This window comes from Mycobacterium persicum (genome assembly GCF_002086675.1).
Lineage (GTDB): Bacteria > Actinomycetota > Actinomycetes > Mycobacteriales > Mycobacteriaceae > Mycobacterium > Mycobacterium persicum.
The window spans coordinates 14,253-28,218 of the sequence record NZ_MVIF01000028.1; the positions used below are offsets into that span (position 1 = coordinate 14,253).

Here is a 13,966-nt window from a genome sequence, read left to right on the forward strand (position 1 = left end):
TTACCGGCGGCCGATTCCGGCCATCATGATCGGGGTGAAGACGCGGATGTCCCCGCCGAAGCGCGCCGCGGCCGCATCGGCGTCCTCGGAGGAAATGAGCCCCGCATCGACGACGGCGTTCCGCAGGCTCTCGAAAGACAACCTGAAGAAGTCGAAACCCGGTGTGGCGGAATCGATTATCCGAGCGCGGCCGTCACCGCGGACCTCGGTGAGACCGGCGGCGGCCAGGTCGGCGACGACCTTGCGGCCGTAATGCGGTTCGAAGCCGGAGCGCTGCATGAAGGACAGGATCGCCTCGGTTACCCGGTCGAGTTCTGCGCCAGCCCCCTCGAAGCCGAAGGCTGTCCAGTCGTAGTCCTCGATGACCATCCACCCGCCGGGCCGGAGCGCCGCGGCCAGCCGGTCGATGATCTGCCGGCGGTCCGGCAGGTGCTCCAGCACCAGCCGGCAGTGCACCAAGTCGAACTCACCCCGGGGAAGCTCGTCGGTTCTGATGTCGAGGCGGCGGACGTCGATGGTGTCGCCGGCCAGCGGTTCGATGAAGCGGGTATCGATGTCGACGGCCACCACCGCGGCACCGCGGCCGCTCATCCATTCCAATAGCGAGCCGCCGCCGGCGCCGACCTCCAGGCACCGCCAGCCGGGGCAGATACCGAGCTCGTCCAGCAAGGCCTGGGTGCCGGGGTCCCACAGGTTCTCGATGCCGGCCAACCGGGTGCGTTCCTGTGCAAAGCCCTGGTCGTAGACGTAGTCCTGGGGCATGCCGGTAACGCTAGCCCCACAGGTTGCCGACCGCGAGTAGCGTCACGGTTCGTGAATGCCGCACCGCAGCGCATCGCGTCCCAAGCCGACATCACGTCGGAAATCAATGCCATCGCAGCCGAATACCAGCGCGGCGGCAGGGCAGCGACCCAGCCCCGCCTCGACTATCCGCCGTATCGCAGCAGTGTGCTGCGCCATCCCGAACGTGCCCTGCTGGCCGTCGACCCCGAGGTGGTCGAGCGCTGGGCCCCGTGCTTCGGCGAGCGGGATGTCGGGCCGCTCGATGCCGACCTCACGTCCGGCCAACCGGGCGAGCCGATCGGGGAGCGCTGCATCGTGGCCGGCCGGGTGCTCGACGGAGCCGGCCGGCCGGTGGCGGGCCAGCTGGTGGAGATCTGGCAGGCCAACGCCGCCGGCCGCTACCGCCACCCGGGCGACCAGCATCCCGCGCCGCTGGACCCCAACTTCACCGGCGTGGGCCGCTGCCTGACCGGTCCCGACGGCTCGTACCGATTTGTCACCATCAAGCCCGGCCCCTATCCGTGGCGCAACCATCACAACGCCTGGCGACCCGCGCACATTCACTTCTCGGTCTTCGGGACGGCGTTCACCCAGCGTCTGGTCACTCAGATGTATTTCCCGGGCGATCCGTTCCTGGGATTGGATCCGATCTTCCAGTCGATCATGGAACCCGTTGCCCGCCAACGGTTGCTAGCCAGCTTTGACCACGGTCTCACCGAGCCCGAGTACGCGACCGGTTACCGGTGGGACATCGTGGTGTCGGGCAGCTGCCGGACCTGGACCGAGGACCGCTAGCGATGGCTGAATTGGCCTGCACCCCAGGACAAACCGTCGGGCCGTTCTTCGGCATCGCGTTGTCGTATCCCGGCGACAGCCAGCTGGTCGCCGACGAGCATCCCGGCGCTGTCAGGTTACACGGCACGGTCTACGACGGCGCCGGCGCCGGTGTGCCCGACGCCCTCCTCGAACTCTGGCAGGCCGACGGTGACGGTCGCATTCCTCGACAGGCCGGCTCGCTACGGCGGGCGGGCGCCGGGTCGGCTGAGTTCACCGGATTCGGCCGGGCCGCGACCGACGCGCACGGACGTTACCGGTTCACCACCGTGGCACCCGGCTCGGTCGACGGTCGGGTGCCGTTTTTCGCGATCGCCGTCTTCGCTCGGGGCCTGTTGCACCGGCTGTTCACCCGCGCCTACCTGCCCTCTCCTGAGGTGGATGCCGATCCGGTGCTGGCGCGCGTCGAGCCCCGACGGCGTGCCACGCTGCTGTGCGTCGACGAAAATTATTCGGGCCGTGTCGGATACCGTTTCGACATCCACCTGCAGGGCCCTTCCGAAACCGTGTTCTTGACGTACCGAGACGATATGCGATGACCAACCTGTTGTGGCCCGGCGACCAGCGGGCCGGCGAGCATCTGAGCGACGAGTCGCTGCTGCGGTCGATGGTGGCGGTGGAATCCGCCTGGCTGGGGGCACTGGCCGACGCCGGACTGGCGCCCATCGACCGGGCCGGGGCGGACCTGCGGCATCTGGTGGGCGAGCATGACTGCGAACTGCTCGCGGTCACCGCCGAGGACGGCGGGAACCCGGTCATCGGGTTGGTGTCGCTGCTACGAGATCGCGCGTTGCCGGCCGTGGCGCCGTGGATCCACCGCGGACTGACCAGCCAGGATGTCCTCGACACCGCCCTGATGCTGGGGGTGCGTTCGGTCGCCGACCATGTGACAAAGCAATTGGCGCAACAGATTACGACGCTGTCGGCGCTGGCCAGGGCGCATCGGGGCACACCGATGGTGGCCCGCACCCTGACTCAGCACGCGGCGCCCACCACGTTCGGTGCCAAGGCCGCGGTCTGGCTCAACGGTGTTGTCGACGCCTATCGGCGGCTCGGCGCGCTGGTCACCCCGGCTCAGTTCGGCGGCGCTGTCGGAACTTGGTCGGCCACGACCGAATTGGCCTCTCTGCTCACCGCCACGACGGAGCCGACGGAATTAGCGGAGCGTGTGGTACGCAGTGCCGCAACCACTTTGGGACTTCGGGTGCGGCTGCCGTGGCACACCACGCGGACGCCGGTCACTACCGCCGGTGACGCTCTGGTCGGGTGCACCGACTGCTGGGGCCGGATCGCCGCTGACGTCGTCACTTTGGTGCGCCCCGAGATCGCCGAACTGGGGGAGCCGGTCAGTGGACCGCGCGGCGGATCGTCGTCGATGCCGCACAAACGTAATCCGGTGCTGTCCATCCTGATCCGCCGGGCCGCCGCGGGCGCGCCGCAAATGGCCGCGACGCTGCACACCGCCGCGGCACTGGCCAACGACGAACGTCCCGATGGCTCCTGGCATGTCGAATGGGACACCCTGCGCACCCTGGCCAGGCGTACCGTGGTCGCAGGCTCCCAATGCGGCGAATTGCTCGCCGGACTTGACGTGCATACCGCGCAGATGGCCCAAAACCTCAGTGCGGCAGATGTTCTGGGGGAGCAGCGGACGATCGCCGAGTTGGCCGGAACGGAAGCCTCGGCTACCTACCTCGGAGCCGTCGACCGGTTGATCGACCAGAGCCTGCAGCGGGCCGAGCGGGCGTTGAGCGAATACTCGTGAGGCCGGCCCCGAGTCCCCCGGCGCACCGCCCAATTGGTGGTTCTTGCAGATGGTCGCCTCAATGCGCTGGCGATCAGGGTGGTCGGTACCCCCGAGTGTCGCGGAGTGCTGCCCAGGCTTTCGCGTGGGTCGGCACCGAGACTAGAACCTCCGGGCGAGTCGGGTTATCGGATTACCGCTCAGGTCGGACCTTTTGGGCGGGCGGGTGGTCCCGCCTCCCGTTCAGCCCGCCACCAGGAACCCTGGAGTTGTTGCCGACACGGGATTGGACGCGCGAAACGTGTTGCGTTGCCACACAATCTGCGTCATTTGCGAAAAAAGCATGGAAGAACGTCCCGATCTGGCGCGTGAAACCTTTCAGGTGGTGCTAGACCTCGTACAGCTTTCGGTAGGCTTCACGCGCACAAGTTCGCAATTGTTCATCATCTAAACCGCCCGCCCTCTCCCGTAACCCGGGATCCGCGGCGTAGTCATCGACATCGGCGAATAATCTGTCGAGTATGTTGAATTCCGTGCCAGGAACTTGATCTCCGTCGTTCTTGAATACCATAAAATACAATGATTGAAACTCTGGTGCTGTGATCTCACGATTGATGAATCTAACTATCAGGTCTCGATATTTTGCAATCATACGCTCAACCGATGCACTATCGCGAAACATCAATCGCCGCCCAACTTCCCCTCGTTCAGCACATATGCAGCTTGTTCATAATTTAATCTCCAGCCCGATATAAATCTTCCATCCGGAGTCTGAATGACACACAATCCGGACTTCGGATTATAGTCTATTATAGCAGGCTGACCACGGTAGGTGCCCTGGATGTGCATGGTAGCAGGATCATTTACTACTTGTTTCACAGCTCGGTCGAACGCGTCGAATCCGGCGCGCCCGCGGGAATCTGTCACGCCAAAATCTTTTGCATGATAATACTTGCGTTCCATTTGACCAAGGTCGGTCTGCAATGGGATTCGCGTCGCTTGCAGCGACGGCGGGCAAGCAATTGCGCCCGACCCTGGTTGTGCAATTGCACGCGGGGACAAGCAAATGGCGTCTAGGGATATGTACATATCGGATTGATAGTATGTACGCATGCGGAAACGGACGACGATCGAGATCGACGAGGACCTCCTGACGCGGGCCAAGCGCGCCCTGGGCTGCGCGACGACTCGGGCGACCGTCGAAGAGGCCCTGCGGAGAGCCGCCGCCGAAGCAGAACATGCGCAGGACGAGCGAGCGGCTCAGCAACGGCGTTACTTCACCCGGCTCGCCAGCCACGTCGACGAGAAGGTGCTCGGCTCGGAGGAGATGTGGCGCTAGCAAATTGGATCCTCGACAAGAGCGCGGCGGCGCGTGCGTCCGATCCCGTCATCGGCAGCCAGCTCGCGGAACTGGCCGGGGCGGTTGTTCATCTGCCTCGTCGGGGAGCTCGAGCAGCTCTACTCCGCCCGCTCGGCCCGCCATTACGACCAGCTGCAGGCCGAGCTGAGCGCTAGCTTCGACATTGTGGCGGCGCCACCTGACGTCCTGGAGCGAGCGATGGCGCTCCAGCGTGACCTCGCTCATCACCACGGAATGTGGCACCGCACCCCGATCCCGGACCTGATGATTGCTGAGACGGCTGTCTATCACGGCCTCGGCGTGGTGCACGTTGACCGTGACTACGCGCGGATCGCCGAAGTCCGGCCACTGACCGTCCGCCGCCTCGGCTAGAGGCCGTCGAACGACGGTGGTGAGGTTTCGGCGCCGCCGTTGTCGTGCGATCGCAGGCTACGCCCCGCCGACTCGTGACTTTTGCCTCTACTGGTCATAGGTTCGGCGGTGATCGCATCAATAGTGACTGCAGACACTAAGGAGACGGCGATGACCGACAACGCCAACTGCGCCAAGTCCTGCCATGTCGATGTGTTGATCGAGGAGCGCGACGAGCGAACCCGGGCCAAGGCGCGACTGGTCTGGGGCGATCACACACTGGTCGGTGTCGGCTTGGCCCGACTCGACCCGGCCGACGAGCCGGTGGCCGAGATCGGCGACGAACTCGCGATCGCGCGGGCCTTGACGGATCTGGCGAACCAGCTGTTCGCGGTGACGTCGGCCGACATCCAGGCCAGCACGCACCAGCCGGTCACGGGTCTGCACCACTGAGTTGCCGGCGACTCACGTTCCGGAGCAACCGCCTCAGGGCCCGCTGACGGCGAGGTGCTCGAGGAACCAGTCGCGCGCCAGGGTCGCCGCACGTTCCAGTGTGCCCGGTTCTTCGAAGAGGTGAGTGGCGCCGGGAACCACCGCCAGTTCGCACACGGCCGGGATCGCCGCCTGAGCCTGCCGATTCAGTTCGAGGACCAGTTCGTCGCGGCCACCGACAATCAACAGGGTGGGCGTGTGTACGTCGCGGAGCGCATCGCCCGCCAGATCGGGCCGCCCGCCACGGGACACCACCGCCGCGACCTTGACCCCGGGATGTGCGGCGGCAACCAGAGCCGCGCCGGCCCCGGTGCTGGCCCCGAAAAAACCGACCGGCAGTGAAGCGGTGTCGGGCTGGCCGGCCAGCCAGCCGGTGACGTCGACCAGTCGCCGGGCGAGCAGGCCGATGTCAAAAACGTTGGCGCGGTGGCGTTCTTCCTCGGGCGTCAGCAAGTCGAGCAGCAGGGTGGCCAGCCCGGCCCGGTTGAGGACCTCGGCGACGTATCGATTGCGCGGGCTGTGTCGGCTGCTTCCGCTGCCGTGAGCGAAAACGACGACGCCGCCGGGGTGTTCGGGAATGGTCAGCCGCCCGGCCACCGATACCGGTCCGGCAGTCACCCGGACCTCCTCGTCGCGCGGCGGCGGGTCACCGGCTTCGCTGACGGCGCCGAATTCGGCGCGGGCGCGATGCAGCAGCGCCACCACCTCGTCGTCGGAGGTCTGGGTGAAGTTGCGGTATCCCTGGCCGACCGCGAAGTAGGGCACCGGTGTTTCCAGGCACACCACCTCGTCGGCGTACCCGGCAAAACGTTGGGCGATGTCCGTCGCTCCGATGGGAACGGCCAGAATCACCCGGCTCGCCCGCTGCGCACGGGCTACCTGGCAGGCGGCCTGCGCGGTGGCTCCGGTCGCGACGCCGTCGTCGACGATCACCGCGATGCGCCCGTCGAGCGCGACCGGGACGTGGTCGCCGCGGAAGCGTTCCGCTCGGCGTTGCAGTTCGGCCCGCTGGGTGGTCTCCACCGCGGCCATTTCCCGGTCGGTGAGGTGTGCCTCGCGCACCACGTCGTCGTTGATGACCCGCACATCGCCTTCCCCGATGGCGCCGAACGCGAGCTCGGAGTGCGCCGGCACGCCGAGCTTGCGCACTAGGAGCACGTCGAGGGGAGCGTGCAGCGCCCGGGCAACTTCGAAGGCCACCGGAACACCGCCTCGCGGCAGACCCAGCACCACCACGTGGTGACCTCGTAAGAATTCCAGACGGCGCGACAATTGCCGGCCGGCGTCGGCGCGATCCGCGAACTGCCTCATATTTTGAGTGTCCATTGCCTGACGGGTTGCCGGTACGGCCACAGGTCCCTAATTGTCGGGTTTCTTCCGCAGTCCTCGGCGCCGCAGCCGGCAGGTGGGATCGTTCGTCGTGGTCGGGCCCCGTCACGGTCCTCACCGCGCACATACGAAATTGGGGGATCCAGCGACTAACCAAAATGCGCTCGGATAGTCATGATGATTCACATGGCTGATGAGCAGATCTCCACCGTGTCCAACGTGGATGTTGTTGTGGTGGGCGCCGGCTTCGCCGGTCTGTACGCCGCGTACCGTCTGCGACTCGCGGGTCAATCGATGCGCATCTTCGAGGCGGGTGACGACCTCGGCGGCACCTGGTACTGGAACCGCTATCCGGGCGCGCGGGTCGACATCCCGAGTGTCGACTACATGTTCAGCTTCGACGCGGACTGGTCGAAAGACTGGCAGTGGTCGGAGAAGTACGCCACCCAGCCCGAGATCCTGCGCTATCTGAACCACGTCGCCGACAAGCACGACCTTCGTCGCGACATGCAGTTCGGAACCCGGGTCACGCGGGCGCATTGGGACGACACGTTGTCCGGCTACCGCGTGCGGACGGATCGCGGCGACGAGATCTTTGCCGCTGCCTGGTGATGGCGACGGGCTGTCTGTCGGTACCCAAGGACCTCGACATCCCAGGTGTCGAAAACTTCACCGGCGAGGTGTATTTCACCAGTCGCTGGCCGCATGAGCCCGTCGACCTCACCGGTAAGCGCGTCGGTGTCGTCGGCACCGGGTCATCGGGAATCCAATCGATCCCGTTGATCGCGGCCCAGGCAGCGCAGCTGGTGGTCTTCCAGCGCACCCCCTGCTTTTCGATCCCCGCGCACAATGGGCCGATCGCCCCGGACAAACTCGCCCAGTTGGCCGACGATTCGGCCTACCGGCAGGCGGCGAAATACTCCTTCGGAGGAGTGCCGTTGGAGCGCACCATCACCCCGGCGTTCTCGGTGTCCGCCGACGAACGCCGGCAACGCTACGAACGCGCCTGGCAGCGCGGCGAGCTGTTGGAAGTACTGAACCTCTATACCGATGTCATGAGTAATCCATTGGCCAACAACGACTTTGCCGAGTTCATCCGAGGCAAGATTCGCGGTATCGTGCGTGACCCCACGACGGCCGAGGCACTGTGCCCCACGACCTATCCCATCGGCGCGAAACGGCTCTGCCTGGACACCAACTACTACGCCACGTTCAACCTGCCCCAGGTGCGGTTGGTGAACCTGCAAGACCAGCCGTTGGTAAGCGTCACTGAGACCGGAATCGCCACGGCCGGTGAAGCTTTCGAATTCGACGCGATCGTGTTCGCCACCGGATTCGACGCAATAACGGGCGCGGTGACGGCGGTCGACATCCTCGGCCGGGACGGACTCGCACTAAAGGACAAATGGCGCCACGGTCCCTCCACTTACCTCGGCCTGATGACCGAGCGGTTCCCCAACCTCTTTCTCATCGCGGGCCCGCACAGCCCCTCGGTGCTGTCGAACATGGCCGTGTCGATCGAGCAACACCTCGATTTCGTCGCTGACGCTGTGACGTATCTGCGTGCCCACGGCTTCGACCAGATCGAACCCACCGAGCTCGCCGAGGCCGGCTGGATGCGACACGTCGACGATGCGGCATCGATAACCCTTTTCCCGCAAGCCAATTCGTGGTATGTCGGAGCCAACATACCCGGCAAGCCGCGCACCTTCATGGCCTATGCCGCCGGCGTCGACTTCTACCGGGTGGCGTGCGAGGAGGTGGTGGCCCGCGACTACCTGGGGTTCAGGTTATCCGGGCCTGACGGTGCGCACTGCAACGACGGGGTGATTCGCCGCCTGCAACCCGACGTGCAGATGGTCCTCGAGCAGCTGGCGCTGCTGGGCCTGCCGCCTATGGAGTCATTGCCACCCGAACAGGAGCGCGCGCTGATGAACGACATGAACATGGCACGTCCACCGGGTCCGGACGTCGGCGAAATCGTGGACGGATCCCTGCCCGGTGCTGCCGGCGATTTGGCCTACCGCCTGTATCGGCCGGCGAGTCCGGGGCCGCACTCGCTTGTCGTCTACTTCCATGGCGGCGGTTGGGTTCTCGGCGACCAGACTTCCGATGATCCGCTGTGCCGTGATCTTTGCGTGCGCGGCGACACACTCATCGTCTCGGTGAACTACCGGCACGCGCCCGAGCACCGCTTCCCCGCCGCGCTGGACGACGGCTGGGCGGCCGTGCGATGGGTTGCCGAGCATGCCGAGGAGTTCGGCGGCATCCCGGGACGACTGGCGGTGTGCGGGTGGAGCGCCGGTGCCGGCATCGCCGCCGCGGTCTGCCAGTTGGCCAAGGACACGGGCCGGCCGACGATTGTCGGCCAAGCGTTGATCACGCCGGTCGTGGATACCGATCAGGCCCGACGCTCATATGTCGACAATGCCGATGGCTACGGGCTTACCGCCCCGTTGATGCGTTGGTTCTTCGACCACTATGCCGATCCGGGCCTACGGGATGACCCGAGGATCGCCCCGCTGCGTGCGCCGGATCTGTCGGGCCTGCCACCGGCGATCGTCGTCTCGGCAGAGTTCGACCCGCTGCGCGATGAAGGCGACGCGTACGCCGAAGCGCTTGCGGCGGCAGGGGTTCCCACTCGGCGTGTGCGGGCCCGAGGACACACGCACCTGTCGTTGTCCATGGTGGATGTGGTGGTCTCCGGAGCTCCGATTCGTGCCCAGATCGCCGACGCGTTACGGGGGTTCTTCGCGACCGACGCCGCGACGACGGCACCGGCTCAGACGGCGAGCTGACTAGCCGGCGCCCGCCGCGATCACCTGGTCCACCTCGCGGGCACGGTCGGCCATCTCGGCGTGTGCCTTGTCCAGCGCGTCGGCCTGATCCTCATCGGCCTTCATCAGCGCTTCGATGTTGAAGCCGGCCATGTCGAGTACACCCATGTCCCGGAAGGCCTGCTGCACCTTGTCGCCCCACAGCCCAATGTCCTTGACTATCGGCACGATTCGGCTGAACAGGTGCGAGCGGAATTGGATCATCAGCGGCGACGTGTCAACCCACTCGGCGCACGTCTGGACGTCCATGCCGAGAGTCTCGAAAACCTCCTCGCCGCGGAACCGGTCGCGCATCAGGTAGCAGGCGTCCACGACGAACTCTTCGCGCTCGCCTCGCTCGGCCTCGGTCAGCGCGGAGTAGTAGTCCTTCAGCGAGATCCGTCCGAAGGCGACATGCCGGGCCTCGTCCTGCATGACGTAGGCCAGCAACTGCTTGGCCAGCGAGTCCGGCGCCGCCATGTCACGCAGCACCCCGAACGCGGCGAGCGCGAGCCCTTCGATCAAGACCTGCATCCCGAGGTAGGGCATGTCCCAGCGAGAGTCGCGCAGGGTGTCCTCCAGCAGCGCGGTCAGGTGCTTGTTGATCGGGTAGACCAGGTCTACCTTGTCCTGCAGGAACCGCGAGAAGGCCTCGACGTGCCGGGCCTCGTCCATGGTCTGGGTGGCCGCATAGAACTTTGCGTCCAGGTCCGGGACGACCTCGACGATCTTGGCGGCGCACACCATCGCGCCCTGCTCGCCGTGCAAGAACTGCGAGAACTGCCACGCCTGGAAGTGGTGGCGCATCTCGGCGCGACGTGCGTCGTCTGCGGCGTCCCACATCGGGCTGCCGAACAGCGGATGGAACTCGTCGGGCAGTCCCACTGGGTTGTGCGGGTCGACGTCTTGCGCCCAGTCGATGCGCGACTGGGCATCCCACTGCTTGTCCTTTCCCTTCTGGTACAGGGAAAGCAGCCGGGCCCGTCCTTCGTCGTACTCCCAGGTGAAGCGTGCGTCGCCGACGCTGGGGACCTCCCAGGAGTACGGCGCGGGCACGTCTGTGTACTTGTCTCTCGTGCTCATGAGTTTGCCGCCTTTCCGGCCCGGCGTGACCAGTGGTCATATGACGAGTATCACATTGCACCTGCGTTCGGCGGCGCGTCAAGCCTGCCGGGCGGTTTAACGGACCGCGGCCGGCGCCCGCTACGAACTCTGCCCGGCCAGCCTTTCGGTCGCGGCATATCGAAGCAGCGCGCCCACACCGTCGGCGGGCGTCAGCCGGTCGTCGGCGCGCACCAGCGACGCGTCAACCGCGATCGCGGCAAACGGCAATGCTTCGTCCGCCCGAACCACCCGTGCCACCGGCTCACCCAGTTCGGACAACGCGTCGGCATCGGGAGCGACCGTCGTCCGCGCCGCGCCGGTGACCACCGTGGTGTCGCCAAGCTCGCCGATGATCAGGGTGTCGACGTCGCCGTCACGCAGCGCCGCGCACACCGCGGCCACCCCTTCGGCGGCCAGCCCCGAACCACGTCCCAGCTGCGCCTGGAAACGCTCCGCGACCTCGGTCAGCTCGGCGGATCGCCGGCGGGCGAACTCCGCTGCCGTCAAGTCGCGGATCTCGTCCTCGCTGATGCCGCTGGTGCGGGCTCCGGCATGCAATTGCGACACCCGCCGCGCCACCCGCTGCGGCAATGCCGAAACCAGGTCGGAGCGCGAACGGACCTCGCCGCAGACGAACACCACCTCGGGGTCGGTTTCGTCGACGAGCCGGGTGAGGTGGTCGGCGACGGCGCGGCAGTTCATCCGGATGGCTTCCTCGGTCGTGTGCTGCAGATCTCCGTAGCCGTTCCAGCCCGCCGTGACCGGCTTGTGGACCGGGTAGCCGCCGCCGTCGATGCTGGTGGAACTGAAGGTGTCGCCGCGGTACAGCCGGACGTCGGCCCCGGTGTGGTCCACTGCAGCGAAAACATATGTGGGCCGCAGCATTTCGCGGTCGATCAACGGCACCAGATAGGGGTAATCGGACAGCCGGACCACGGTCATCGGGGGCGGGCTGAGGAGTTGCTCGTTGACCAGCACCTGGTCGCTGGTCGCGATGACCGCGCGGCCGCGACGGCCCACGGCCGGTCGATGGTGCAGCACCGCGTCTTCGAGCTTGCCGACGAGTTCCGCGGCTGCCCGCAGCTCCTCGAGATGCCGACGGATATCCCGCCATTTCGCCTCGAGTTGCCCGGCGGCATCGGCGGTGTCGTGGGAATCGTCGAAATACACCGAGGCAACCGGACCTTCGGCCGTTACCAGCCATCGGAGGCGTTCTGATCGCATGCCCACCTTCTTCGTTATGTCGTCGTGATACCTACCCGCGGTTTGCCTATGCGGCGATCAGTCTTGGTACAGAGCCGCTATCTGGTCGGCGGACTTGCCGACGACCACCTTGCGGCGCAGCTTCATGCTCGGCGTCAGGTCACCGGATTCGATGGAGAGCTCGCGATCGAGGATGGTGAATTTCTTGATCTGCTCCCAGCGATTCAGTTCCGCGTTGAGCATGTCGATGTATCCCGCGATCAGGGTGCGCGTCCGATCGTCGCCGGCGATTTCGGCGAATGATCGGCCGGCCAACCCGTGTTTGGCCGCACAATCGGTGATCGCCTCGCGGTCCAGGCTGACCAGTGCCACGCAGTAGGGCTTGGCTTCGCCGATGACGATGAGTTCGCCCACATACGGACACAGACCCTTGAACCGCACTTCGATCGCCGAAGGTGCCACGTATTTGCCCTGGGAGGTCTTGAACATGTCCTTCTTGCGGTCGGTGATCCGCAAGTAGCCGTCGGCGTCGACCTCACCGATGTCGCCGGTGTGGAACCACCCGTCCTGGTCGAGTGCCTCGGCGGTCGCCTCGGGAAGATCGTGGTAGGAGGTCATCAAACCCGGTCCCCTGAGCAGGATTTCGCCGTCACCGGCGATCCTGACCTCGGTAGCGGGGAACGGCCAGCCGACCGTGCCGAACCGATATGCGTGCGGGCGGTTGATGAACGACGCGGCAGCGGTCTCGGTCAGCCCGTATCCCTCGAGCACGGTGATGCCGATCGCGTCGAACCACTGCGCGACGTTGCGGTCCAGGGCGGCGGCCGCGGACACAAAAAACCGGATCCGGCCGCCGAAGCGCTCACGGATGGTGGCGAACACCAGCCGGTCGGCCAGCTTGTATGCCAATAGGGCGGCTCGCGACGGTTTGCGGCCCGCTTGCCTGGCCGCCGAGACCTTCAACCCGACCCCCATCGACCACCCGAAAACCGTTCTCTTGAACCGGCTTTGCTCGGCCACCAGTTGCTCGATGCGGGCATGGGCCTTTTCGAAGATCCGGGGTGCGGCGCCCATGACGGTGGGATGCAGCACGGCGAGATTGTCGACGATCTTTTCGACGCGCCCGTCGATGGCGGTGGTGAAGCCGATCGATAGCGGCAGCGCCAGCATCACCTTGCCGAAGGCGTGGGCCAGCGGCAGCCACAGGAAGTTCAGGTCGTCGGGGCCCAGCACGTTGAGGGCGTCGATGGCCGCGGCGGTGTATGTCCAGGCCCCGTGGGTCAGCCGCACCCCCTTGGGCCGCCCGGTGGTGCCCGAGGTGTAGATCAGGCTGGCAAGCTGGTCGGAACCGACGGCCGCCACCCGCTCCTCGACGGCGTTGGGGGAGTCGGCCAGCAGTTGCTTACCCAGCTGCTCCAGGTCGGCGAAGGTGATCACCCAGTCGCCGTCACCGTTGCCGTCGATGATCACGACCTTGCTCACCGCAGGCAGTTCGGCGCGATGCGCGAGCAACTTGTCGACCTGTTTCTGGTCCTCGGCGACCACGATCCGGCTGCCGGAGTTGGCGACGATGTAGGCGACGTCGGGGGCGATGGTCGTCGGGTAGACGGTGGTGGTCGCGGCGCCGGCACACATCACCGCGAAGTCGGTGAGCACCCACTCGTATCGCGTCGAGCTGGCAAGCGCTACCCGGTCCTCGGCGGCGATCCCGAGCGAGATCAGCCCCGCGGCGAGGTGGCGCACCCGCTCACCGACCTGCTCCCAGGTGACGCTCTCCCAGCCGTGATTGTGTGGATAGCGGAAGGCCTCCGCGTGGGGGGTGGCGGCCACCCGGTCGAGGAACATCCTCGCCACCGACGGCGGCCGGCTCTCGATCTTGGAGAAATCGGGCCTCTCCAGCGAGGCGAGTGCGGTGTTCATGACGAAAATCCCTTCTCGCCCAAAGGAATC

The 13,966-nt window shown here is 66.1% G+C and carries 12 protein-coding genes and 2 pseudogenes; 7 read left to right on the forward strand and 7 right to left on the reverse strand.

The genetic code is table 11. The features are described from left to right. On the reverse strand, positions 1 to 762 hold the full coding sequence (locus BST40_RS11520) for a class I SAM-dependent methyltransferase (RefSeq protein WP_083154302.1): 762 nt from the start codon (positions 760 to 762) through the stop codon (positions 1 to 3). 51 nt (positions 763 to 813) lie between these two features. Between BST40_RS11520 and pcaH the strand changes: the two genes are divergently transcribed. From pcaH to BST40_RS11535, 3 genes are read left to right on the forward strand one after another with little or no spacing between them, the layout of a single operon-like run. Beyond that, positions 814 to 1,578 (forward strand): protocatechuate 3,4-dioxygenase subunit beta, encoded by a 765-nt coding sequence (pcaH, locus tag BST40_RS11525; protein WP_075547593.1) that lies wholly within the window; start codon positions 814 to 816, stop codon positions 1,576 to 1,578. A gap of 2 nt (positions 1,579 to 1,580) precedes the next feature. After that, positions 1,581 to 2,156 (forward strand): protocatechuate 3,4-dioxygenase subunit alpha, encoded by a 576-nt coding sequence (pcaG, locus tag BST40_RS11530; RefSeq protein ID WP_075547592.1) that lies wholly within the window; start codon positions 1,581 to 1,583, stop codon positions 2,154 to 2,156. Next, the gene (locus BST40_RS11535; protein ID WP_075547591.1) at positions 2,153 to 3,382 is read left to right on the forward strand and encodes a lyase family protein; all 1,230 of its coding nucleotides are present in this window, start codon (positions 2,153 to 2,155) and stop codon (positions 3,380 to 3,382) included. The genes pcaG and BST40_RS11535 overlap by 4 nt, the downstream gene beginning before the upstream one ends. Before the next feature lie 367 nt (positions 3,383 to 3,749). Here BST40_RS11535 and BST40_RS33215 read toward each other — a convergent pair whose 3' ends face one another. Beyond that, positions 3,750 to 4,043 (reverse strand): colicin immunity domain-containing protein, encoded by a 294-nt coding sequence (locus BST40_RS33215; protein WP_082275454.1) that lies wholly within the window; start codon positions 4,041 to 4,043, stop codon positions 3,750 to 3,752. After that, positions 4,043 to 4,324, reverse strand: a complete 282-nt coding sequence (locus tag BST40_RS11545; RefSeq protein WP_158084011.1) for a colicin D domain-containing protein — start codon at positions 4,322 to 4,324, stop codon at positions 4,043 to 4,045. Before BST40_RS11545 ends, BST40_RS33215 begins: the two co-directional genes overlap by 1 nt. Positions 4,325 to 4,472: 148 nt before the next feature. On the opposite strand from BST40_RS11545, the gene BST40_RS11550 reads away from it, so the two are divergent. The 3 genes and pseudogenes from BST40_RS11550 (at position 4,473) to BST40_RS11560 (ending at position 5,525) form a co-directional block, all read left to right on the forward strand. Continuing rightward, a complete protein-coding gene (locus BST40_RS11550; RefSeq protein WP_075542359.1) occupies positions 4,473 to 4,700 on the forward strand; it encodes a type II toxin-antitoxin system VapB family antitoxin in 228 nt (75 codons plus the stop codon). Beyond that, a pseudogene (locus BST40_RS11555) lies at positions 4,691 to 5,093 on the forward strand (PIN domain-containing protein). The gene BST40_RS11550 and the pseudogene BST40_RS11555 overlap by 10 nt, the downstream one beginning before the upstream one ends. Positions 5,094 to 5,243: 150 nt before the next feature. After that, positions 5,244 to 5,525, forward strand: coding sequence for a DUF1876 domain-containing protein (locus BST40_RS11560; RefSeq protein WP_075547589.1), 282 nt, complete (start codon positions 5,244 to 5,246; stop codon positions 5,523 to 5,525). A gap of 33 nt (positions 5,526 to 5,558) precedes the next feature. Here the strand turns inward: BST40_RS11560 and BST40_RS11565 are convergent, their stop codons facing one another. Next, positions 5,559 to 6,875 (reverse strand): phosphoribosyltransferase, encoded by a 1,317-nt coding sequence (locus tag BST40_RS11565; protein ID WP_083154305.1) that lies wholly within the window; start codon positions 6,873 to 6,875, stop codon positions 5,559 to 5,561. Positions 6,876 to 7,079: 204 nt separating this feature from the next. Here BST40_RS11565 and BST40_RS11570 point away from each other — a divergent pair. Beyond that, positions 7,080 to 9,691, forward strand: a pseudogene (locus tag BST40_RS11570) (flavin-containing monooxygenase). On the opposite strand, the gene BST40_RS11575 reads toward BST40_RS11570, so the two are convergent. From BST40_RS11575 to BST40_RS11585, 3 genes are all read right to left on the reverse strand, one after another. Next, positions 9,692 to 10,792, reverse strand: a complete 1,101-nt coding sequence (locus BST40_RS11575; protein WP_075547587.1) for a ferritin-like domain-containing protein — start codon at positions 10,790 to 10,792, stop codon at positions 9,692 to 9,694. It lies immediately after the preceding pseudogene. Positions 10,793 to 10,912: 120 nt separating this feature from the next. Beyond that, positions 10,913 to 12,037: an Rv2629 family ribosome hibernation factor gene (locus BST40_RS11580; protein ID WP_075547586.1), complete on the reverse strand. Its 1,125-nt coding sequence runs from the start codon at positions 12,035 to 12,037 to the stop codon at positions 10,913 to 10,915. 57 nt (positions 12,038 to 12,094) lie between these two features. Continuing rightward, the gene (locus tag BST40_RS11585; RefSeq protein WP_083154307.1) at positions 12,095 to 13,936 is read right to left on the reverse strand and encodes an AMP-dependent synthetase/ligase; all 1,842 of its coding nucleotides are present in this window, start codon (positions 13,934 to 13,936) and stop codon (positions 12,095 to 12,097) included. Positions 13,937 to 13,966: the final 30 nt, after the last annotated feature.